Genomic DNA, 20,066 nt, shown 5'->3' with positions numbered 1-20,066 from the left:
AAGGGTAGCAATTGGAAGGGGCAGGGTTCAGTCCAGCCGCAGCCCCACCTGGCGAATCTTCGGCAGGCGGGAAACCACTAACTGGTGGGAGCGGGTGATCAGCTCGCGCAGTTCATGCTCGCCCATGGGGTAGGGGCGCTGCATGGCGATCCAGTGGGCGCGAGCCAGATAGGGAGCGGGGCGGATACCGGGGCGGTCGACGTAACCGAGGAACAGTTCCTTGTCGACCTTGAAGGTCAGGCCATCACCCATGAAGTCGAGGATGGCGAACATCTTGTTTCCGGCCACCGAGAATACCCGGTTGCTGCCCCACTTGAGGTCCTCCCGGGCGCCGGGCAGTTGCAGGCAGAAAGCGGCGACTTGATCGGGGGTCATGGGTGCTCCTGTTCCTTCAGGTTGTCGATTCGCTGCGCAGCAGCCACAGGCTCAGCAGCATGCCGGTCAGCGCCATCAGTGCAGCTACCAGGAATATCGCGGCGAAGCCCGCGCCGCTGGCAATGGCGCCCATCAGTGGCCCGGCGATACCCAGGGCCAGGTCGAAGAATACCGCGTAGGCGCCCAGGGCCGAACTGCGGCTTGCGGCCGGGATGCGGGTGACCGCCTCGACGCCGAGGGCAGGATAGACCAGCGACAGGCCGAAACCGGTCAGCGCCGCGCCGGCCAGGGCCATCCAGGGCGTCGGCGCCAGCCACAGCAGGAACAGGCCGAGGCTTTCCACCGTCAGGCAGGCGATCGCCACGCGGTAGCCGCCGAGGTGCTTGATGCTGTTGACGAACAGCAGCCGCGCGCCGATGAAGGCGCAGCCGAAGGCCGTCAGGCAGTAGGCGGCGCCTTCCCAGCCGACGCTGGCGTAATACAGGGTGATGAAGGTGGCCAGGGTGCCGAAGCCGATGGAGCCCAGGGCCAGCGCCGTGCCGTTGGGGGCGATGCGCAGGAAAACGTTAGTGAAGGGGAGTCGCTCGCCGTGGACGATGGGCGCTGGGCGCTTCGGCCAGGCCAGCAGCAGGGCGATGGCGCAGAGCAGGGCCATCAGTCCGCCGATGCTCCACAGCCCCAGGGTGTCCACCATCACCACGCCCAGCGGCGCACCGATGGCCACCGCGCCGTAGGAGGCGATTCCGTTCCAGGAAATCACCCGCGCCATGTTCTCCGCACCCACCAGACCCACGCCCCAGCTGATGGAGCCGGTGCCCACCAGGCCCTGGCCGATGCCCAGCAGCACCCGTCCGCCCAGCAACAGGCCGAGGCTCGCCAGCGGGAACTGCGCGAGGCTGGTGGAGAGCAGCGTCAACACCCCGGAGAGTCCGCAGCAGGCCATGCCGTACATGACCGCGCGCTTGGCGCCCAGGCGATCGGCCAGGCTGCCGGACATGGGGCGGGAGAGCAGGGTAGCGAGGTACTGGGTACTGATGACGATGCCCGCCATCACCGAGCCATAGCCCATGTCGTCGTGCACGTAGCCGGGCAGCACGGCGATCGGCAGGCCGACGCAGAAGAAGCTGATGAAGGTGAAGAAGACGACGGTGATGATCTGCAGGGTGGTGGAGGACGCGGACGGCCGTGGCGTGCTCATGGCAGAACCTGGAAAGGGGGAGGAGGGCGCCGCCCATGATCCCCGACTCGGGCCGACAAAGAAAGCTAGCTAATGGTTGTCTTGCTGCCGGATGACTCAGACGGTGGGGTAGCGCTCGTGGGGGAAGCTTACTGCCAGGTGCTCGATCCAGGCGCGTACCGCCGGCAGCATGCCGCGCCTATGGGTGTAGACGGCCCGCAGGTAGCCACTCGGCAGGTCCCAGTCCGGCAGCAGGCGTACCAGGCTGCCATTGCGCAGTTCGGCGTCGCAGTTCATCTCCGGCAGCATGCTGAAGCCCAGGCCGGCCAGCACGGCGTGCTTGCGCACATCGAAATCCTCGATGCCCAGGCGGGCTTCCAGCACCACCTCGCGACGGTTGCCGTTGCTGTCGCGCAGCGGATGGTGGATGCGCCGGTCGGCCTCCAGGGCGCCAAGGGCGGGCAGTTTCTGCAGATCGTCCGGGGTCTTGATGGCGATGCCTTCCAACAGGCTGGGGGCTGCCACCAGGAATGCCTTGGCCGGGCTCAGCGGACGGGCGATCAGCGACGGGTCCTCGTCACCTTCCTCGCGCACCCGCAGGGCCACGTCCACGCCTTCCTCGCGCAAGTCCACGCGGCGGTTGGTGAGGATCAGGTCCAGTTGAACCAGAGGGTAGCGCTGGAGGAATTCGGCGATGGCGGTCTTCAGCAGCGAGTGCGCCATCTCGGTTGGGCAGGACACCCGCAGGCGGCCGCGGGGCTCGGCGGTGAGGCTGGCCACCGCCTCGTCGGCCTGTTCGGCTTCGGCGAGCATGGCCTGGCAGTGGCGCAGGTAGCGCTCGCCGACATCGGTCAGCGCTAGCTTGCGGGTGGTGCGCTGCAGCAGGCGCACGCCCAGGCGCGTCTCCAGCTCGGCGATGCGCCGCGAGAGGCGCGACTTGGGCACCCCCAGCAGGCGGCCGGCGGAGGAGAAACCGCCGTGCTCGACGACTTTGGCGAAATAGAAGAGGTCGTTGAGGTCTTGCATGGCTTCGTCCTGCGGGTGGGACGAACTATCGCACCGGGCAGGTTTCCTGCGCCATTGCTTTGTTTGGCGGGACTCGGCCGCCGATTGCCGACGGGCCTGCCAGGGGCTATACCTGATCCTCTTCCACCCACCCGATAACGGAGCGATCACCATGTCCTTGTCCATGTACGAGGCGTCCATCCCGGTACTGGCGCGCATGCTCAACAATCTGTCCAACATCCTCAAGAAGGCCGAAGCCAATGCCCAGGCCCGCGGCATCGAGCCCCAGGTGTTCATCGAATCGCGACTGGCGCCGGACATGTATCCTCTGGCGCGCCAGGTGCAGATCGCCAGCGATATGGCCAAGGGCTGCGCGGCCCGCCTGGCTGGCGTCGAGGTGCCGAGCTGGGCCGACACCGAAGCCAGCTTCGAGGAACTGCAAGCGCGCATCGCCAAGACCCAGGCGTTCATCAAGGGCATCGACGCCGCCCAACTGGAAGGCAGCGAAAGCCGCACCGTGGTGTTGAAGATGCGCAATGGCGATCTCAGCTTCAGCGGCCGCGACTACCTGCTCAACTTCGCCCTGCCAAACTTCTATTTCCACCTCACCGCCGCCTACGCCATCCTCCGCCATAACGGCGTGGACGTGGGCAAGATGGATTACCTGGGCGGCGTCTGACGCTCTGGTAGGTTGGCGCTGAGCGCAGCGAAGCCCAACGGTTCCGTGCATGGGGCTGTTGGGCTTCGCGGAGTTCTGCCCAACCGACGACCTGAGTTTGTTCTGCCAGTGGGACGCTGAATCACGAAATTGCTGGCTAATCAGTCTTTATCGACATGGATAGGATTACCCCCATCCCGATCGGCCGTCGCCGATCGCCCAACTGAGGGAACCTTCCATGAAACTCCTGCACCTCGATTCCAGCATTCTCGGCGACGCCTCCGCCTCCCGTCAGCTCAGCCGCGCCGTGGTCGAAGCCTGGGAAGCCGCCGAGCCGGCCGCCAAGGTCACCTACCGCGACCTGGCCGGCGATGCCCTGAGCCACCTGTCGGCGCTGAGCCTGGTCGCCGGTGGCACCCCGTCCGAACTGCGTGACGCCGCGCAGAAGCACGAAGCCGAACTGGGTGAAACCACCCTGAACGAATTCCTCGCCGCCGACGCCATCGTCATCGGCGCGCCGATGTACAACTTCACCATTCCGACCCAGCTGAAAGCCTGGATCGACCGCATCGCCATCGCCGGCAAGACCTTCCGCTACACCGAGAACGGTCCCGAAGGCCTGGCCGTCGGCAAGAAGGTAGTGATCGTTTCAACCTCCGGTGGCATCCATTCCGGCCAGGTCACCGGCCAGGCCCACGAGGACTACCTGAAGCTGGTGCTGAACTTCCTCGGCGTGACCGACATCGAGATCGTCCGCGCCGAAGGCCTGGCCTACGGTGAAGAGCCGCGCGCCAACGCCATCAGTGGCGCCCGAACGCAGATCGGCGGGCTGTTCGTCGCTGCCTGATCTACCAGCCTGAAACGGCAAAGCCCCGCAATTGCGGGGCTTTGTCGTTTCAGGAGGCAATATTCCTGTAGGGGCGAATTCATTCGCCAAGGGCGGCGAAGCTGCCCCCTGAAGTCTTGAAGGCCGAACCTTCGGTCCGGTTGGCGAATGAATTCGCCCCTACAAAGAGCCAAGCCAGTGCGGTCAGACAATCACACCCTGGCTACGCAGGTAGTCGTCGTAGGTGCCGCTGAAGTCGGTCACGCCGTTTTCCGACAGCTCGATGATGCGGGTGGCCAGGGAGCCGACGAACTCGCGGTCGTGGCTGACGAAAACCAGGGTGCCCGGATAGTTCTCCAGCGCCAGGTTGAGCGCCTCGATGGATTCCATGTCCAGGTGGTTGGTGGGTTCGTCCATCACCAGCACGTTGGGCTTCTTCAGGATCAGCTTGCCGAACAGCATGCGACCCTGCTCGCCGCCGGAGATCACCTTCACCGACTTGAGGATCTCGTCGTTGGAGAACAGCATGCGGCCGAGGGTGCCGCGCACCAGCTGCTCGCCGCCCTGGGTCCACTGGGCCATCCAGTCGAACAGGGTGACGTCGTCTTCGAAATCATGGGCGTGGTCCTGGGCGTAGTAGCCCAGATCCGCGCTTTCGGTCCACTTCACGTTGCCGGCGTCCGGGGTCATCTCGCCGACCAGGGTGCGCAGCAGGGTGGTCTTGCCGATGCCGTTGGGGCCGATGATGGCCACACGCTCGCCGGCTTCGATCTGCAGGTCCAGGCCCTTGAACAGTTGCTTGTCCTCGAAGCCCTTGGCCAGCTTCTCCACGGTCACTGCCTGGCGGTGTAGCTTCTTGTGCTGCTCGAAGCGGATGAAGGGGCTGACGCGGCTGGACGGCTTGACCTCGGCCAGCTGGATCTTGTCGATCTGCTTGGCGCGTGAAGTGGCCTGCTTGGCCTTCGAGGCGTTGGCGGAGAAGCGGCTGACGAAGGTCTGCAGCTCGGCGATCTGCGCCTTCTTCTTCGCGTTGTCGGCCAGCAGTTGCTCACGCGACTGGGTCGCGGCGGTCATGTACTCGTCGTAGTTGCCCGGGAACAGGCGCAGCTCGCCGTAGTCCAGATCCGCCATATGGGTGCACACACTGTTCAGGAAGTGGCGGTCGTGGGAAATGATGATCATGGTGCTGTTACGCACCGTGAGGATGTTTTCCAGCCAGCGGATGGTGTTGATATCCAGGTGGTTGGTCGGCTCGTCCAGCAGCAGCACCTCCGGGTCCGAGAACAGCGCCTGGGCCAGCAGCACGCGCAGCTTCCAGCCGGGGGCGACTTCGCTCATCGGGCCGAAATGCTGGCTCAGCGGGATGCCCAGGCCAAGCAGCAGTTCACCGGCGCGGGATTCGGCGGTGTAGCCGTCCATCTCGGCGAACTCGGTCTCCAGCTCGGCCACCGCCATGCCGTCTTCCTCGCTCATTTCCAGCAGCGAGTAGATACGATCGCGCTCGGCCTTGACCCGCCACAGCTCCTCGTGCCCCATGATCACGGTGTCGATCACACTGAAGTCTTCGTAGGCGAACTGGTCCTGGCGCAGCTTGCCGAGGCGCACGTTGGGCTCCAGCATCACCTGGCCGCCGGACGGCTCCAGATCACCGCCGAGGATCTTCATGAAAGTCGACTTGCCGCAGCCATTGGCGCCGATCAGGCCGTAGCGGTTGCCGTTGCCGAATTTGACGGAAACGTTCTCGAACAGCGGCTTGGGGCCGAACTGCATGGTGATATTGGCGGTGGAGATCACAGTTGAATCCTGGGCTGGCTAGGCGCTCGCGCGCAAAAAAGGCGAGATTGTAGCCTTTTCGATGGGCTTCGGGGGGATCGGTTGTCGGACCGGGGCCTTGATCGGCGCAGTTGCGAGAGCGTCGCAAAACCGTCAACTTCCAGCGCTAGCCTGGGCTGGCTTCCTCGGCACTCTCAATGCGGGTCGTATTGCCCATACCTTCGCGGTACAGGCCAACCTGATCAGTTGGCCTTTTTTCTTGGCGTCGCAGGCTTGGAGGGTGTCCAGGTGAATTCAGCCGGAGTACTCCATGGACATCGCGATCCAGCAGGTCAGCCGCGGCGGCAAGGAAGAATGGCAGGTGGAGGCCCTCGGCATGAAGGTGCCCTTCAGGGACAGGGCCTCGGCCCTGGCGTTCGCCGTCAGGCTGCAGGAGCGGGTCGAGGCGCCCCATTGGTTGCCGGGCCTGGCGCAGCAGAAGTGCACGGAAGACTGAGGTGCCGCGCCTTGTCGTTTTCGGCTATTGCCTGCGAGGGGGCCACTGCGGCAAGAATGTGCCTTCGGGACCAGCAGGAGACGGCATGTGAAGAAGACTCGGATTTTCGCTGCATTGGCCTTGCAGGCCTGCGCCTTCACCGCGCTGGCGGGGGAGTGGCCGCCCGGTGGCGGCGAGAAATTCACCCAGGAGTGCGTAACCAGCGCCGCGCGGCAGGTCCCGCAGGACAAGGCGGTCGCCTACTGCAAGTGCTCCAACGGCATGATGCAGGAGGCGTTCACCTCCCAGCAGCTGGTGGGGGTCACCGAAGGTCGGAAACCGACCGCGGACGAACTGACCGTCCTGACCGATATCTCGCGTTCCTGCGCACGGGAAACGCTGCAGTGAAACGGCAATAGAAACGTCACACATCCGCTCTAGAATGGGCACTGCGCCACGGACGGTGCCCATCTCCCCGCAGATGACTCATTCCCGGAAGAACACCTGCACCAGGTGATAGCCGAACTGGCTCTTCACCGGGCCATGGACGACCCGCACGGGCTTCTTGAAGATCACCTGATCGATCACCCGCACCATCTGGCCGGGGCGGACTTCGCCCAAGTCGCCGCCGCGCTTGGCGGACGGGCAGATGGAATGCTTCTTCGCCAGGACGGCGAAGTCCTCGCCATTGTCCAGGCGCTTCTTCAATTGTTCGGCTTCCGCCTCGGTCTTGACCAGGATGTGGCGGGCAAGTGCCTTGGCCATGGGAATTCCTCTTGGACTGTGGAACGGTTCATTGTGCCAGCATGGCCGGCCGCCATACAGTTGCCGGCCTATAATCCGCTGCGCGGATGCCACGACCCCACATTGGATGCGGATACCCCATGGACCTCTCCTCGATGCTGAAAATCCTGGCCACCCAGGATGGTTCCGACCTCTACCTGTCCACCGGTGCGCCGCCCTGCGCCAAGTTCAACGGCGTGCTCAAGCCTCTCAGCAACGAGCCGATGCGGGCCGGCGACGTGGCCCGGATCGCCGAGTCCGTCATGGATGCCGAACAGCGCGCCGACTTCGACCGCGAGCTGGAGATGAACCTGGCGATCTCGCTGCCGAACATCGGCCGCTTCCGCATCAACATCTTCCGCCAGCGCAACGAGGTCTCCATCGTCGCGCGGAACATCAAGCTGGATATCCCGCGCTTCGAAGACCTCAAGCTGCCCGAGGTGCTGCTCAAGATGGTGATGGAGAAGCGCGGCCTGGTGCTCTTCGTGGGCGGTACCGGCTCGGGCAAGTCCACCTCCCTGGCGGCGCTGATCGACTACCGCAACCGCAACAGCGGCGGCCATATCATCACCATCGAAGACCCGGTGGAGTACGTGCACCGGCACAAGAAGTCGATCATCAACCAGCGCGAAGTGGGGGTGGATACCCGCAGCTTCCACGCCGCCCTGAAGAACACCCTGCGCCAGGCGCCGGACGTGATCCTGATCGGCGAGATCCGCGACCGCGAGACCATGGAACACGCCCTGGCCTTCGCCGACACCGGCCACCTGGCGATTTCCACCCTGCATGCCAACAACGCCAACCAGGCGCTGGACCGCATCATCAACTTCTTCCCCGAGGAGCGCCGCCCGCAGCTGCTCAACGACCTGGGCAACAACCTCAAGGCCTTCGTCTCCCAGCGCCTGGTGCGCACCCAGGACGGTAAGCGCCGCGCCGCGGTGGAAGTGCTGCTGGGCACCTCGACCATCAGCGATCTGATCAAGCGCGGCGAATTCCATTCCATCAAGGAAATCATGGAGAAGTCCCGTGGCCTGGGCATGCAGACCTTCGACCAGGCGCTGTTCGACCTGGTGGTGGAAGGCGCCATCCTCGAGGAAGAAGCGATCAAGAATGCCGACTCGGCCAACAACCTGCGCCTGAAGCTCAAGCTGTACCGCGATGGCCCCGCCTCCCAGCCAGCGGTGGCCGCCGCGGCGCCGGCCGCAGCACCGGCTCGCACCCAGGATGCCGGCTGGGGCACGGAGCTTAAGCTGGAGGAGCTGGAGGAGGATGAGCCGGAGGAACCGGGGCCAAGGTAAGTGGCCGGGGTGCCTTTCTTGTAAGGGCGGTTGCGGGTTCACCTGTATGGCCAAATTTAATTCCGTCTGTACATAGCGCCCGCGCCCCGGCCTGCATAGATTCGCTCCATGCACCCATCCGATCCGGGAGGTCCGTGATGCGTATCGCTGTTCTGACGTTCGAAGGCTTCAACGAGCTGGATTCCTTTGTCGCCGCCGCGTTGCTCAACCGCATGCGCGGTCAGGGCTGGCAGGCGGAGATCACCGCGCCCAGCGAATGGGTCACCTCGATGAATGGTGTGCGGGTGCAGGCCCAGCAGCCCCTGGAATTCGCCAACGAGGCCGACGTGGTGCTGTTCGGCAGCGGCATCCTGACCCGCGACATCGCCCAGGACCGCGGCATCCTCGACCGTTTGCGTCTGGACCCTGCGCGCCAGCTGATAGGCTCGCAATGCTCCGGCGCCTTGCTGATGGCCAAGCTCGGCCTGCTCGGCAACCTGCCGGCCTGCACCGACCTGACCACCAAACCCTGGGTGATCGAGGCCGGTGTACAGGTGCTGGACCAGCCGTTCTATGCCTCGGGCAACCTGGCGACCGCTGGCGGTTGCCTGTCCGCGCCTTATCTTGCGGCCTGGGTGATTGCCAAGCTGGCCGGCGAGGACGCCTGCGCCACGGCGCTGCACTATGTGGCGCCGGTGGGGGAGAAGGAGGCGTACATGGAGCACGCGCTGGGCATAGTTACGCCCTACCTGTAAGCACGGCCTGCCTTTCCTGTGGGGGCGATTTCAATCGCTAAGGGTAGCGAAGCTGCCCCCAGGAAGGCCCAGGCCGAACCTTCGGTCCGGTTAGCGATTGAATTCGCCCCCACAGGATTTGGTGCCTCGGGTCAGCTCTTGAGCTCCTCCAGATCCCGATACAACTCCAGCGCTTTTGGGTTGGCCAGGGCATCGGTGTTCTTCACCGGCTTGCCATGCACCACGTTGCGTACCGCCAGTTCGACGATCTTGCCGCTCAAGGTCCGGGGGATATCGGCGACGGCGATGATCTTCGCCGGCACATGGCGCGGCGTGGTGTTGGCGCGGATCACCTGGCGGATGCGTTCGCGCAAGGGCTCGTCCAGGGCCACGCCCTCGCGCAGGCGGACGAACAGCACCACCCGTACGTCGCCCTGCCAGTCCTGGCCGATGGCGATGGATTCCAGCACCTCTTCCACCTTCTCTACCTGGCGGTAGATCTCCGCGGTGCCAATGCGCACGCCGCCGGGGTTGAGCACCGCATCGGAGCGGCCATGGATCACCAGGCCGCCGTGGGGCGTTTCCTCGGCGTAGTCGCCATGGGCCCAGACGCCGGGGAAGGTCTCGAAGTAGGCGGTCTTGAACTTCGCACCGTCCGGGTCGTTCCAGAAGCCCACCGGCATGGACGGGAAGTGCCGGGCGCAGACCAGCTCGCCTTTCTCGCCGAATACCCTCTTGCCGTCCTCGCTCCACACCTGCACGTCCATGCCCAGCCCCTTGCACTGCAACTCGCCGCGCCACACCGGCAGCACCGGGTTGCCCAGGGCGAAGCAGGAGACGATGTCCGTCCCGCCGGAGATGGAGGACAGGCAGAGTTCGGCCTTGATGTCGCGGTAGACGTACTCGAAGCTCTCGTGGGACAGCGGCGAACCGGTGGAGAGCAGCGCCTTCAGGCGCTCCAGGCGGTGCGTCTCGCGTGGCCTGGCGCCGGCCTTCTCCAGTGCCGCCACGTACTTGGCGCTGGTGCCGAAGAGGCTGACGCCCTCGGCATCGATCAGGTCCATCAGGCGCTCGGGGCCTGGGTGGAAGGGCGAGCCGTCGTAGAGCACCAGGGTGGCGCCCAGGGCCAGGCCCGACACCAGCCAGTTCCACATCATCCAGCCGCAGGTGGTGAAGTAGAACAGGGTGTCCGAGGCCGTCAGGTCGCAATGCAGGCCGTGTTCCTTGACGTGCTGCAGCAGGGTGCCGCCGACCCCATGGACGATGCACTTGGGCACGCCGGTGGTGCCGCTGGAGTAGAGGATGTACAGCGGCTGGTCGAAGGGGACCGGGGTGAAGGCCGGCTCGCCTCCGGGCTGGTAGAAGTCGTCCCACAGCGCGACCCGGGCAGCCGTGGTGAAGTCCGCCACTGTGGCGTCCGCGCGGGAACAGGGCACTACCACCAGCTGATCCAGCCAGGGCATGCGCTCAAGGATTTCATTGAGCTTGGGAGTCAGGTCCAGGTCCTTGCCGACGTAGCGGTAGCCGGCGGCGGCGATCAGCACCTTGGGTTCGATCTGGCCGAAGCGGTCGATCACCCCCTGGGTGCCGAAGTCCGGCGAACAGGACGACCAGGTGGCACCCAGGCTGGTGGCGGCGAGCATGCCGACCACGGTCTGCCAGGTGTTGGGCATGAAGGCCGCGACCCTGTCGCCGACGCCAACCCCGGCGGTCTTCAGGCTCTGCTGCAGGCCGGCGACATGGGCAGCCAGCTCCGCATAAGTGAGCTGCTCGCGGCTGCCGTCTTCGCCTATGGCCACCAGGGCCGGGCGGTCGTCGCAGTGGCGCAGCAGGTGTTCGGCGAAGTTCAGCGTGGCACCGGGAAACCAGCGGGCGCTGGGCATGGCTGCGCCTTCTTCCAGCACCGCGCTGGGCGGGCTGCTGAACCGGATGTCGAAGAACTCGACCACGGTCTGCCAGAAGGCCTCGCGGCGGTCCAGGCTCCAGGCGTGCAGGGCAGGGTAGTCGGGCAGGTCAAGGCCCTGTTGCTGGCTGACCTGGCGGCGGAAGGCATCCATGCGGGTGGCGGCGATCCGCACCGGGCTGGGGGTCCACAGTGGCTTGTCCATCTGCGCATCCTCATTCTGCATGTCTTGGTTCGACCGGCTGCTTTTCAGCATAGGCCCTGGCTCAGGCCGCGGGCAGGTCGAGCCGGTTCCAGTCGCGCACGTGCAGCAGCACGTCGGCGAGCGCCTGGGCGGCGGCGGAGAGCTGGTGCTCGGCCAGCCGCAGCAGCCCCACCCGGCGCTCCACCAAAGGGCTGTGCAGGGCGATGCAGCGGGCCCCGAGCTCCTCCATCTGCTGGATGCATAGGCTGGGCACAGCGCTGACGCCCAGCCCTTGGGCGACCATCCGGCCCACGGTCACCAACTGGTGGCTCTCGAAGGCCACCGGCAGCCGGCCGTGCTGCGCAGCGATACTTTCCTCCAGCAACAGGCGCACCGCCGAGGGCCGCTGCAGGGTGATGAAGTTGCCTTGCAGCAGCTCCGCCCAGCTCACCTCGGTGCGCTGGGCCAGCTCGCAATCGGCCGGCACCACGGCGACGAAGCGGTCGGTGTAGAAGGGCGTGAAGTCCAGGCCGTCCAGGGAATCCGGCTCCAGGGCGATGCCGATTTCCACCCGGCGGTTGCGCACCATCTCCAGCACCTGCTCGTTGATTACGTCGTGCACCGCCACGTTGACCTTGGGATGGCGGTCGCGGAAGGCCTTGAGCACCACCGGCAGCAGGTTGCCGGCGAAGGAGGGCATGGCGGCGATGGAAACCTTGCCGAGCTGCAGGGTGAAGTGCTGGCGCAGCAGCTCCTCGGCATTGTCCCAATCGGCCAGGAGGCGCCGGGCGATGGGCAATAGGGTCTCGCCTTCGGGCGTCAGGGCGACGCTACGGGTGGTGCGCACCAGCAGCTGTCCGCCGAGGGATTCCTCCAGGTTCTTGATTGCCAGGCTCAGCGCTGGCTGGGAGAGGTGCAGCCGCTCGCAGGCCTGGGCGAAGCTCAGACTCTGGGCCACCGCAAGGAAGGCGCGCAGCTGTTTGACGGTCATTTATTTGCCTTACTTATTAATTGTTAGGAAAAACAAACTTAACAAATCAGTCGGGAGGGGAGAAGCTCTGGACCACTCAAGGCGGCAACCCCGCCAACGCGAAAACTACAAGAGGCGCAACAGCATGAGTGGACTCGACAAGCGAGTAGGTAGCTACGAGGAAGCCCTGGCCGGGCTGACCGACAACATGACCGTCCTGGCTGGCGGCTTCGGCATCTGCGGCATCCCCGAGAACCTCATCGCCGAAATCCGCCGCCGTGGCGTCAAGGGGCTCACCGTGGTCTCCAACAACTGCGGCATCGATGGCTTCGGGCTCGGCGTGCTGCTGGAAGACCGCCAGATCCGCAAGATGGTCGCCTCCTACGTCGGCGAAAACGCCTTGTTCGAGAAACAGCTGCTCAGCGGTGAGCTGGAGGTCGAACTGACTCCCCAGGGCACCCTGGCCGAGAAACTCCGCGCTGGCGGCGCCGGCATCCCGGCTTTCTTCACTGCCACCGGCTATGGCACCCCGATCGCCGACGGCAAGGAAGTACGTGAGTTCAACGGTCGCCATTACATCCTCGAACCGTCCATCACCGGTGACTTCGCCATCGTCAAGGGCTGGAAGGCCGACCATTTCGGCAACGTGATCTACCGCCACACCGCGCAGAACTTCAACCCGCTGGCGGCCACCGCCGGCCGTATCACCGTGGTCGAGGTCGAGGAGATCGTCGAGCCAGGCGAACTGGACCCGGCGCAGATCCACACCCCCGGCATCTACGTGGACCGCGTCATCTGCGGCACCTTCGAGAAACGTATCGAGAAGCGGACCGTCCGCTCCTGACCACGACAAGAAGAATTCGAGGAAATCGACATGGCACTGACCCGCGAACAAATGGCCCAGCGCGTGGCCCGCGAACTGAAGGACGGCTACTACGTGAACCTGGGAATCGGCATCCCGACCCTGGTGGCCAACTACGTACCCGAAGGCATGCAAGTGATGCTGCAGTCGGAAAACGGCCTGCTCGGCATGGGCGCCTTCCCCTCGGAAGACGAGGTTGACGCCGATATGATCAACGCCGGCAAGCAGACGGTCACCGCGGTCAAGGGCGCTTCGATCTTCTCCTCCGCTGAGTCCTTCGCCATGATCCGTGGCGGCCACGTCGACCTGACCGTGCTCGGTGCCTTCGAGGTGGACGTCCAGGGCAACATCGCCTCCTGGATGATCCCCGGCAAGCTGGTCAAGGGCATGGGCGGCGCCATGGACCTGGTGGCCGGCGCGGACAACATCATCGTCACCATGACCCACGCCTCCAAGGACGGCGAGTCCAAGCTGCTGGATCGCTGCGAGCTGCCGCTGACCGGCGCCGGCTGCATCCGCAAGGTGCTCACCGACCTGGCCTACCTGGAGATCGAGAATGGCGCCTTCATCCTCCGCGAAACCGCGCCGGGGGTGAGCATCGCCGAGATCGCCGAGAAGACCGCCGGCCGCCTGATCGTCCCCGACGACGTGGTCGAAATGACCTTCTGATTGCTCTGCCGCTCTGGAGGAGGCCACCACGCATGGCGCTCCTCCGGCGCGGTTTTTTCACTGAATTTTGTAGGAGCGAGCTTGCTCGCGAAACTCGCTCCTACGGAACAAATGGAGTGCCTCATGCAAGACGTCGTAATCGTCGCCGCTACTCGTACCGCCATCGGCAGCTTCCAGGGCGCCCTGGCCAATATTCCCGCCCACGAGCTGGGTGCTGCGGTGATCCGCCAACTGCTGGCGCAGACCGGCCTCAAGGGCGAGCAGGTCGATGAAGTCATCCTCGGCCAGGTGCTCACCGCAGGCTCCGGGCAGAATCCGGCGCGCCAGGCCGCCGTCCTCGCCGGCCTGCCGGTGGAAGTGCCGGCCATGACCCTGAACAAGCTCTGCGGCTCCGGCCTCAAGGCCCTGCACCTGGGTGTGCAGGCCATCCGCTGCGGCGATGCCGAAGTCATCATCGCTGGCGGCCAGGAGAGCATGAGCCTGGCCCCCTACATCCTACCGGCCGCCCGTACCGGCATGCGCATGGGCCACGCCAAGGCGCTGGACAGCATGATCCACGACGGCCTGACCGATGCCTTCAACGATTACCACATGGGCGTGACTGCCGAGAACCTGGTGGAGAAGTACGGCCTCACCCGCGAGCAGCAGGACGCCTTCGCCGCCGCCTCCCAGCAGAAGGCCGCCGCCGCCATCGAGGCCGGCCGCTTCAAGGACGAGATCACCCCGATCCTGATTCCGCAGCGCAAGGGTGACCCCGTCGCCTTCGACACCGACGAAGGTCCGCGCGCTGGCACCACCGCCGAGTCCCTGGCCAAGCTGAAACCGGCCTTCAAGAAGGACGGCAGCGTCACCGCCGGCAACGCCTCCACCCTCAACGACGGCGCCGCCGCCGTGGTGCTGATGAGCGCAGCCAAGGCCGAAGCCCTGGGCCTGCCAGTGCTGGCCCGCATCAAGGGCTATGCCAATGCCGGCGTCGACCCGGCGATCATGGGCATCGGCCCGGTCACCGCCACCCGCCGTTGCCTGGAAAAGGCCGGCTGGAACCTGGCCGACCTGGACCTGATCGAAGCCAACGAAGCCTTCGCCGCGCAGTCGCTGTCGGTGGGCAAGGAGCTGGGTTGGGATGCGAGCAAGGTCAACGTCAATGGCGGCGCCATCGCCCTTGGCCACCCCATCGGCGCCTCCGGCTGCCGCGTGCTGGTGACCCTGCTGCACGAGATGATCAAGCGCGATGCGAAGAAGGGTCTGGCGACCCTGTGCATCGGCGGCGGCATGGGCGTGGCCCTGGCCATCGAACGCTGATCGGTCGGACCCGCTCCCGTAGGGTGGACAGCGCTTTTCTGTCCACCAGGCGGGATTGAATCGAAAAAAACAGAGGTTCCCGGGTTGGTGGAAATCGCTTCGCGGTTTCCACCCTACGAGGAGCCCGCACCGGGTGGACAATGTATCCACCCATGCAAGGCCATCACGCACGTGCCCAAGGCCGAAAGGCCGCGGGACTCGGACTTCGCCACGCCCAGCAATGGGCGTGGCGTCGTCCTTTCAGGCAGAAAGAGGGCACAAGACCCTCGGTTTCGTTTCAAGACCACTGTCCCGGCACCCGGCTGCGGCCGGCTGCTTGCCGATAAAAACAAAACTCCCGAGGTACCCGATGACCACCGCACTTCAAGAAAGCCGCTCAGCACGCTTTGCCATGCGTTGCTCGAACTGGGCGGAACGCTGGTTCCCCGACTCCTGGGTCTTCGCCGCAGTCGCCGTGCTGCTGGTGACGATCGCCGCCCTGGCCATGGGGGCACCGGCCAGCCAGGCCGCCAAGGCCTTTGGCGACGGCTTCTGGAGCCTGATTCCCTTCACCATGCAGATGGCCTTCGTGGTCATCGGCGGCTATGTGGTCGCCAGCTCCGGCCCGGCCTCGCGGCTGATCGACCTGCTGGCCCGTGTGCCGAAGAACGGCCGCTCGGCGGTCTGCTGGGTGGCATTGATCTCCATGCTCGCGTCGCTGCTCAACTGGGGACTTTCCCTGGTGTTCGGCGGCCTGCTGGTGCGCGCCCTGGCCCGCCGCGAAGAACTGAAGATGGACTACCGCGCCGCTGGTGCTGCCGCCTACCTGGGCCTGGGTGCCGTCTGGGCCCTGGGCCTGTCGTCGTCGGCTGCGCAGCTGCAGGCCAACCCGGCCAGCCTGCCGCCCTCGATCCTCGCCATCACCGGTGTGATCCCCTTCACCGAGACCATCTTCCTCTGGCAGTCGGGCGTGATGCTGCTGGCGCTGATGGTGGTGTCGCTGGTGATCGCCTACATGACCGCCCCCAGTGCGGCCAGCGCACGGGACGCCAAGTCCTGTGGCGTGGACCCGAGCTTCAGCGCGCCGCCGCAGGTCAAGCCCAGCCGTCCGGGTGAATGGCTGGAACACAGCCCGCTGCTGATCATCCTGCTGGTGGTGCTGGCCGGTGGCTGGCTGGCCCAGGAGTTCGCCAGCAAGCCGGCGATCACCGCCATTTCCGGGCTGAACACCTACAACCTGCTGTTCATCATGGCTGGCGCGCTGCTGCACTGGCGTCCGCGCAGCTTCCTCGACGCCGTGGCCCGCGCGGTGCCCACCACCACCGGGGTGCTGATCCAGTTCCCGCTGTACGGCTCCATCGCCGCCATCATGACCACGGTGAAAGGCGTGGACGGCTCGACCCTGGCTCACCATATCTCCACCTTCTTTGTGCAGATCGTCAACCACGACACCTACGCGCTGCTGATGGGCGTGTATTCGGCCGTGCTCGGCTTCTTCATCCCGTCCGGCGGTGGCAAGTGGATCATCGAGGCGCCCTACGTGATGCAGGTGGCCAACGAGCTGAACTACCACCTGGGCTGGTCGGTGCAGATATACAACGCCGCCGAAGCGCTGCCGAACCTGATCAACCCCTTCTACATGCTGCCGCTGCTGGGCGTGCTGGGCCTGAAGGCGCGCGACCTGATCGGCTTCTCCTTCGTCCAGTTGCTGGTGCATATCCCGCTGGTGATGGTGCTGCTGTGGGGGTTGGGCAGGACGCTGGAGTACGTGGCGCCGGTCATGCCTTGAGTCAGACAGGACTTCCCTCACCCCCCGGCCCCTCTCCCGGAGGGAGAGGGGAGCTCATCCGTGCCGCCTTTCAGGTTTGTGCGGAATGTCAGGCGTGAGTCACCCCTCTCCTCTTCAGGGAGAGGGGCTGGGGGTGAGGGGAATCGGGCCGCCACGGGTATTCAGGCCATCGCCAGCGCTTCGGTGCCAAAATCAATCACCTCGTCCGCCATGGCCTTGGGCTGGGCAAGCTCCTGTTCGGGATGTCAAGCCTCTCAAGGAGCCCTTCCACCGCCCATAAAAAAAGCCGCGATCCCGAAGGGTCGCGGCCAGGAGGGGACAGGTATTATCGCTTAGCCGCAGCGCGCCAGAATCGCCCGCGCCACCCGCGAACCATTCTCCTTGCCGAGCACCGTGCAGATGCGCTGGCCGGCTTCCACCAGCCTGCTCATGTCAATGCCGGTCTCGATGCCGAGGCCGTTGAGCAGGTAGAGCACGTCCTCGGTGGCGACGTTGCCGGTGGCGCCCTTGGCGTAGGGGCAGCCGCCCAGGCCGGCGACCGAGCTGTCGAACACGGCGATGCCTTCCAGCAGGCTGGCGTGGATGTTGGCCACCGCCTGGCCGAAGGTGTCGTGGAAGTGGCCGGCGAGGCGGTCACGCGGCACGCGGGTGCCCACCACATTGAAGAGGTGGCGGGTGGCGCCGGCGGTGCCGGTGCCGATGGTGTCGCCCAGGGACACTTCATAGCAGCCCATCGCATAGAGTTCGGCGGCCACGGCGGCGACTTGCTCGGCAGGGACATTGCCCTCGTAGGGGCAGCCCAGTACGCAGGACACATAGCCGCGCACGCTGATGCCTGCGGCCTTGGCCGCGTCCATCACCGGTACGAAGCGCGCCAGGCTCTCGGCGATGGAGCAGTTGATGTTCTTCTGCGAGAAGGATTCGGAGGCGGCGGCGAATACCGCCACTTCCTTCACCCCGGCTTCCAGGGCGGCCTCGAAGCCTTTCATGTTCGGCGCCAGGGCGGCGTAGGTGACCCCGGCCTTGCGCTGGATCTGCGCGAAGACCTCGGCCGAGCCGGCCATCTGCGGGACCCACTTGGGCGACACGAAGCTGCCCACCTCGATATAGCCGAGGCCGGCGGCGGTCAGGTCGTCCACCAGGCGCACCTTGTCGGCGACGCTGATGGGTTGTTTCTCGTTCTGCAGGCCGTCGCGGGGGCCGACTTCGACCAGGCGGACCTTGCTGGGAATAGTCATTGCGTCATCTCTCGAATTGTTTGCCGGCTCTGCGAGCCGGATGTTGGGCTTCGTTCCTCAGCGCCAACCTACGTCGAGGCCCACTGGGCGCTCCGTAGGTTGGGCTGAGCTCCGCGAAGCCCAACAATCAATGCACCGGCGTATCAGGCCTCTTCCAGTTCGACGAGGGCGGTGCCTTCGTTGACCAGCTCGCCTTCGCCGCAATATAGCGCCTTGACCACACCATCATGGGGCGCGCGGATGCTGTGTTCCATTTTCATGGCTTCGAGCACCACCAGCGCGGTGCCGGCTTCGACTTTCTGCCCGGCCTCCACCAGCACGCGCACGATACTGCCGTTCATGGGCGCCGTCAGTCCGCCGTGGTGGGCGTGGCTGGCTTCGACTTCCTCGATCGGGTCGACGCGTTCGACGTTGCGCAGCTCGCCATCCCATTCGAGATACAGGGTTTCGCCACGGCGGATCGCCAGGTGCTGGCGGCGCAGGCCGTCCTGTTCCAGGGTGATGCGCTCGCCCTTGAGCTGGATCGGGCTGGCGGCTGTGCCGCGCAGGCGGATCACATGGCGCTCGCCGCCGCAGGTCAGGTGCAGGTCGGTCTCGCTGGGCAGGCCGGCGCGCCAGCCGCTATTGCGGTTCCACGGCGAGTGCGGGTCGTCGCCGCGCACGCGTTCGGCCTCGCTCTGGCGGAAGGCTTCGCCAGCCATCTGCCAGAACGCCTGGGGCAGGGCGGCCGGGGCCGGCAGCAGCTGTTCCTGGTGGCGGGCGATGAAGCCGGTGTCCAGCTCTGCGTCAGCAAAGGCCGGGTGAGCCAGTACGCGGCGCAGGAACGCCAGGTTGGTCTTGAAGCCGCCCACGGCAGTTTCATCCACCATGGCCAGCAGGCGCTGACGGGCTTCCTCGCGGGTTTCGCCCCAGGCAATCAGCTTGGCCAGCATCGGGTCGTAGAAGGGCGATACCTCGTCACCCTCGGCAACCCCGCTGTCCACCCGGCGGCCCGGACCGGCGCCGGCTTCGCGGTAGAGGGCGAGGCGGCCGCTGGCGGGCAGGAAGTCCTGGTCCGGATCCTCGGCATAGAGGCGCACTTCGATGGCGTGGCCGATCAGCGGCACCTGCTCCTGGGTGATGGGCAGCGCTTCGCCACGGGCAACGCGGATCTGCCAGGCCACCAGGTCGAGGCCGGTGATGGCTTCGGTGACCGGGTGCTCCACCTGCAGGCGGGTGTTCATCTCCATGAAGAAGAAGTCACCGCGTTCATCCAGCAGGAATTCCACGGTGCCGGCGCCCACGTAGCCAATGGCCTGGGCGGCACGCACAGCGGACTCACCCATGGCCTTGCGGATTTCCGGCGAGAGGCCGGGGGCCGGCGCTTCTTCCACCACCTTCTGGTGGCGGCGCTGGATGGAGCAGTCGCGCTCGTTGAGGTAGAGGCAGTTGCCGTGGCTGTCGGCGAAGACCTGGATTTCCACGTGGCGCGGCTTGAGGACGTACTTCTCCACCAGCATGCGCGAGTCGCCGAAGGCCGACTGGGCTTCACGCTGGGCGGAGGCCAGGGCTTCGGCCAATTCGCTTTCCCGCTCGACCACCTTCATGCCCTTGCCGCCACCGCCGGCGGCGGCTTTGAGCAGCACCGGATAGCCGATGCGCTCGGCGGCGGTGCGGAAGGTTTCCAGGTCCTGGGCCTCGCCGTGGTAGCCGGGCACCAGGGGCACGCCAGCAGCTTCCATCAATGCTTTGGCGGCGGACTTGCTGCCCATGGCGTCGATGGCGGTGGCCGGCGGGCCGAGGAAGATAAGCCCGGCGTCGGCGATGGCGCGGGCGAAGCCGGCGTTCTCCGAAAGGAAGCCGTAGCCGGGGTGGATGGCCTGGGCGCCGCTCGCCTTGGCGGCGGCGATCAGCTTGTCCACCAGCAGGTAGCTTTCCGCTGGCTTGGCGCCGCCCAGGTCCACGGCCATGTCCGCCTCGCGCACGTGGCGGGCGTTGCGGTCGATTGCGCTGTGCACGGCCACGGTGCGAATGCCAAGGGCCTTGGCGGTGCGCATGACGCGGCAGGCGATTTCGCCACGGTTGGCGATCAGCAGGGTGGTGATCAT

19 protein-coding genes are annotated in these 20,066 nt (G+C 65.7%); 10 read left to right on the top strand and 9 right to left on the bottom strand.

Annotated features, from left to right (window positions below; translation table 11 throughout):
- Window positions 1–27: 27 nt before the first annotated feature.
- From E8F12_RS21130 to E8F12_RS21120, 3 genes are all read right to left on the bottom strand, one after another.
- On the bottom strand, window positions 28–375 hold the full coding sequence (locus E8F12_RS21130; protein WP_280327146.1) for an MmcQ/YjbR family DNA-binding protein: 348 nt from the start codon (window positions 373–375) through the stop codon (window positions 28–30).
- Between the two features lie 16 nt (window positions 376–391).
- Complete coding sequence (locus E8F12_RS21125; protein WP_280327145.1) at window positions 392–1,573, bottom strand: MFS transporter; 1,182 nt, start codon at window positions 1,571–1,573, stop codon at window positions 392–394.
- Window positions 1,574–1,669: 96 nt separating this feature from the next.
- Window positions 1,670–2,578: a LysR substrate-binding domain-containing protein gene (locus tag E8F12_RS21120; RefSeq protein ID WP_280327144.1), complete on the bottom strand. Its 909-nt coding sequence runs from the start codon at window positions 2,576–2,578 to the stop codon at window positions 1,670–1,672.
- Window positions 2,579–2,729: 151 nt separating this feature from the next.
- Between E8F12_RS21120 and E8F12_RS21115 the strand changes: the two genes are divergently transcribed.
- Entirely contained in the window at window positions 2,730–3,236 is a 507-nt protein-coding gene (locus E8F12_RS21115) for a DUF1993 domain-containing protein (RefSeq protein WP_280327143.1), read from the top strand.
- A 217-nt stretch (window positions 3,237–3,453) separates the two neighbouring features.
- The gene (locus E8F12_RS21110) at window positions 3,454–4,062 is read left to right on the top strand and encodes an FMN-dependent NADH-azoreductase (protein WP_280327142.1); all 609 of its coding nucleotides are present in this window, start codon (window positions 3,454–3,456) and stop codon (window positions 4,060–4,062) included.
- A gap of 183 nt (window positions 4,063–4,245) precedes the next feature.
- On the opposite strand, the gene E8F12_RS21105 is transcribed toward E8F12_RS21110, so the two are convergent.
- Window positions 4,246–5,835, bottom strand: a complete 1,590-nt coding sequence (locus E8F12_RS21105) for an ABC-F family ATPase (protein WP_280327141.1) — start codon at window positions 5,833–5,835, stop codon at window positions 4,246–4,248.
- A 289-nt stretch (window positions 5,836–6,124) separates the two neighbouring features.
- Between E8F12_RS21105 and E8F12_RS21100 the strand changes: the two genes are divergently transcribed.
- Window positions 6,125–6,310 carry a hypothetical protein gene (locus E8F12_RS21100; protein WP_280327140.1) on the top strand — a complete coding sequence of 62 codons (186 nt, stop codon included), beginning with the start codon at window positions 6,125–6,127 and terminating at the stop codon, window positions 6,308–6,310.
- 87 nt (window positions 6,311–6,397) lie between these two features.
- Complete coding sequence (locus tag E8F12_RS21095; protein ID WP_280327139.1) at window positions 6,398–6,697, top strand: hypothetical protein; 300 nt, start codon at window positions 6,398–6,400, stop codon at window positions 6,695–6,697.
- Window positions 6,698–6,775: 78 nt separating this feature from the next.
- Here the strand turns inward: E8F12_RS21095 and E8F12_RS21090 are convergent, their stop codons facing one another.
- Complete coding sequence (locus E8F12_RS21090; protein ID WP_280327138.1) at window positions 6,776–7,054, bottom strand: peptidylprolyl isomerase; 279 nt, start codon at window positions 7,052–7,054, stop codon at window positions 6,776–6,778.
- A gap of 119 nt (window positions 7,055–7,173) precedes the next feature.
- On the opposite strand from E8F12_RS21090, the gene E8F12_RS21085 reads away from it, so the two are divergent.
- Both E8F12_RS21085 and E8F12_RS21080 read left to right on the top strand, forming a co-directional pair.
- Window positions 7,174–8,370: a PilT/PilU family type 4a pilus ATPase gene (locus E8F12_RS21085; RefSeq protein WP_280327137.1), complete on the top strand. Its 1,197-nt coding sequence runs from the start codon at window positions 7,174–7,176 to the stop codon at window positions 8,368–8,370.
- A 137-nt stretch (window positions 8,371–8,507) separates the two neighbouring features.
- Window positions 8,508–9,104, top strand: a complete 597-nt coding sequence (locus E8F12_RS21080; RefSeq protein WP_280327136.1) for a DJ-1/PfpI family protein — start codon at window positions 8,508–8,510, stop codon at window positions 9,102–9,104.
- Between the two features lie 131 nt (window positions 9,105–9,235).
- On the opposite strand, the gene E8F12_RS21075 is transcribed toward E8F12_RS21080, so the two are convergent.
- Both E8F12_RS21075 and E8F12_RS21070 read right to left on the bottom strand, forming a co-directional pair.
- Window positions 9,236–11,191, bottom strand: coding sequence for an acetoacetate--CoA ligase (locus E8F12_RS21075; protein WP_280327135.1), 1,956 nt, complete (start codon window positions 11,189–11,191; stop codon window positions 9,236–9,238).
- Window positions 11,192–11,252: 61 nt separating this feature from the next.
- Entirely contained in the window at window positions 11,253–12,161 is a 909-nt protein-coding gene (locus E8F12_RS21070; RefSeq protein ID WP_280327134.1) for a LysR family transcriptional regulator, read from the bottom strand.
- Window positions 12,162–12,285: 124 nt separating this feature from the next.
- Here E8F12_RS21070 and E8F12_RS21065 point away from each other — a divergent pair, with 124 nt between their 5' ends.
- The 4 genes from E8F12_RS21065 to E8F12_RS21050 all read left to right on the top strand — a co-directional run bounded on the left by E8F12_RS21065 (window position 12,286) and on the right by E8F12_RS21050 (window position 16,741).
- Window positions 12,286–12,984, top strand: a complete 699-nt coding sequence (locus E8F12_RS21065) for a CoA transferase subunit A (RefSeq protein ID WP_280291864.1) — start codon at window positions 12,286–12,288, stop codon at window positions 12,982–12,984.
- 30 nt (window positions 12,985–13,014) lie between these two features.
- On the top strand, window positions 13,015–13,671 hold the full coding sequence (locus E8F12_RS21060) for a CoA transferase subunit B (protein ID WP_280327133.1): 657 nt from the start codon (window positions 13,015–13,017) through the stop codon (window positions 13,669–13,671).
- A gap of 123 nt (window positions 13,672–13,794) precedes the next feature.
- Window positions 13,795–14,973: an acetyl-CoA C-acetyltransferase gene (locus E8F12_RS21055; protein WP_280327132.1), complete on the top strand. Its 1,179-nt coding sequence runs from the start codon at window positions 13,795–13,797 to the stop codon at window positions 14,971–14,973.
- Window positions 14,974–15,322: 349 nt separating this feature from the next.
- Window positions 15,323–16,741, top strand: coding sequence for a TIGR00366 family protein (locus E8F12_RS21050; protein ID WP_280327131.1), 1,419 nt, complete (start codon window positions 15,323–15,325; stop codon window positions 16,739–16,741).
- A 332-nt stretch (window positions 16,742–17,073) separates the two neighbouring features.
- Here E8F12_RS21050 and E8F12_RS21045 read toward each other — a convergent pair whose 3' ends face one another.
- A complete protein-coding gene (locus E8F12_RS21045; protein ID WP_280327130.1) occupies window positions 17,074–17,979 on the bottom strand; it encodes a hydroxymethylglutaryl-CoA lyase in 906 nt (301 codons plus the stop codon).
- A 143-nt stretch (window positions 17,980–18,122) separates the two neighbouring features.
- Window positions 18,123–20,066, bottom strand: a complete 1,944-nt coding sequence (locus tag E8F12_RS21040; protein ID WP_280327129.1) for an acetyl/propionyl/methylcrotonyl-CoA carboxylase subunit alpha — start codon at window positions 20,064–20,066, stop codon at window positions 18,123–18,125.

Source organism: Pseudomonas sp. BN102 (assembly GCF_029871245.1).
Taxonomy (GTDB): Bacteria; Pseudomonadota; Gammaproteobacteria; order Pseudomonadales; family Pseudomonadaceae; genus Metapseudomonas.
Note: the sequence above shows the minus strand (reverse complement) of the source record. Positions and strands in the feature narration are given on the sequence as shown.

Excerpts from the sequence above, each read along its gene's own strand:
- E8F12_RS21130 (WP_280327146.1), bottom strand. The coding sequence starts at position 375 with ATGACCCCCGATCAAGTCGCCGCTTTCTGCCTGCAACTGCCCGGCGCC.
- E8F12_RS21125 (WP_280327145.1), bottom strand. The coding sequence starts at position 1,573 with ATGAGCACGCCACGGCCGTCCGCGTCCTCCACCACCCTGCAGATCATC.
- E8F12_RS21120 (WP_280327144.1), bottom strand. The coding sequence starts at position 2,578 with ATGCAAGACCTCAACGACCTCTTCTATTTCGCCAAAGTCGTCGAGCAC.
- E8F12_RS21115 (WP_280327143.1), top strand. The coding sequence starts at position 2,730 with ATGTCCTTGTCCATGTACGAGGCGTCCATCCCGGTACTGGCGCGCATG.
- E8F12_RS21110 (WP_280327142.1), top strand. The coding sequence starts at position 3,454 with ATGAAACTCCTGCACCTCGATTCCAGCATTCTCGGCGACGCCTCCGCC.
- E8F12_RS21100 (WP_280327140.1), top strand. The coding sequence starts at position 6,125 with ATGGACATCGCGATCCAGCAGGTCAGCCGCGGCGGCAAGGAAGAATGG.
- E8F12_RS21090 (WP_280327138.1), bottom strand. The coding sequence starts at position 7,054 with ATGGCCAAGGCACTTGCCCGCCACATCCTGGTCAAGACCGAGGCGGAA.
- E8F12_RS21085 (WP_280327137.1), top strand. The coding sequence starts at position 7,174 with ATGGACCTCTCCTCGATGCTGAAAATCCTGGCCACCCAGGATGGTTCC.
- E8F12_RS21080 (WP_280327136.1), top strand. The coding sequence starts at position 8,508 with ATGCGTATCGCTGTTCTGACGTTCGAAGGCTTCAACGAGCTGGATTCC.
- E8F12_RS21075 (WP_280327135.1), bottom strand. The coding sequence starts at position 11,191 with ATGGACAAGCCACTGTGGACCCCCAGCCCGGTGCGGATCGCCGCCACC.
- E8F12_RS21070 (WP_280327134.1), bottom strand. The coding sequence starts at position 12,161 with ATGACCGTCAAACAGCTGCGCGCCTTCCTTGCGGTGGCCCAGAGTCTG.
- E8F12_RS21065 (WP_280291864.1), top strand. The coding sequence starts at position 12,286 with ATGAGTGGACTCGACAAGCGAGTAGGTAGCTACGAGGAAGCCCTGGCC.
- E8F12_RS21060 (WP_280327133.1), top strand. The coding sequence starts at position 13,015 with ATGGCACTGACCCGCGAACAAATGGCCCAGCGCGTGGCCCGCGAACTG.
- E8F12_RS21055 (WP_280327132.1), top strand. The coding sequence starts at position 13,795 with ATGCAAGACGTCGTAATCGTCGCCGCTACTCGTACCGCCATCGGCAGC.
- E8F12_RS21050 (WP_280327131.1), top strand. The coding sequence starts at position 15,323 with ATGACCACCGCACTTCAAGAAAGCCGCTCAGCACGCTTTGCCATGCGT.
- E8F12_RS21045 (WP_280327130.1), bottom strand. The coding sequence starts at position 17,979 with ATGACTATTCCCAGCAAGGTCCGCCTGGTCGAAGTCGGCCCCCGCGAC.
- E8F12_RS21040 (WP_280327129.1), bottom strand. The coding sequence starts at position 20,066 with ATGATCACCACCCTGCTGATCGCCAACCGTGGCGAAATCGCCTGCCGC.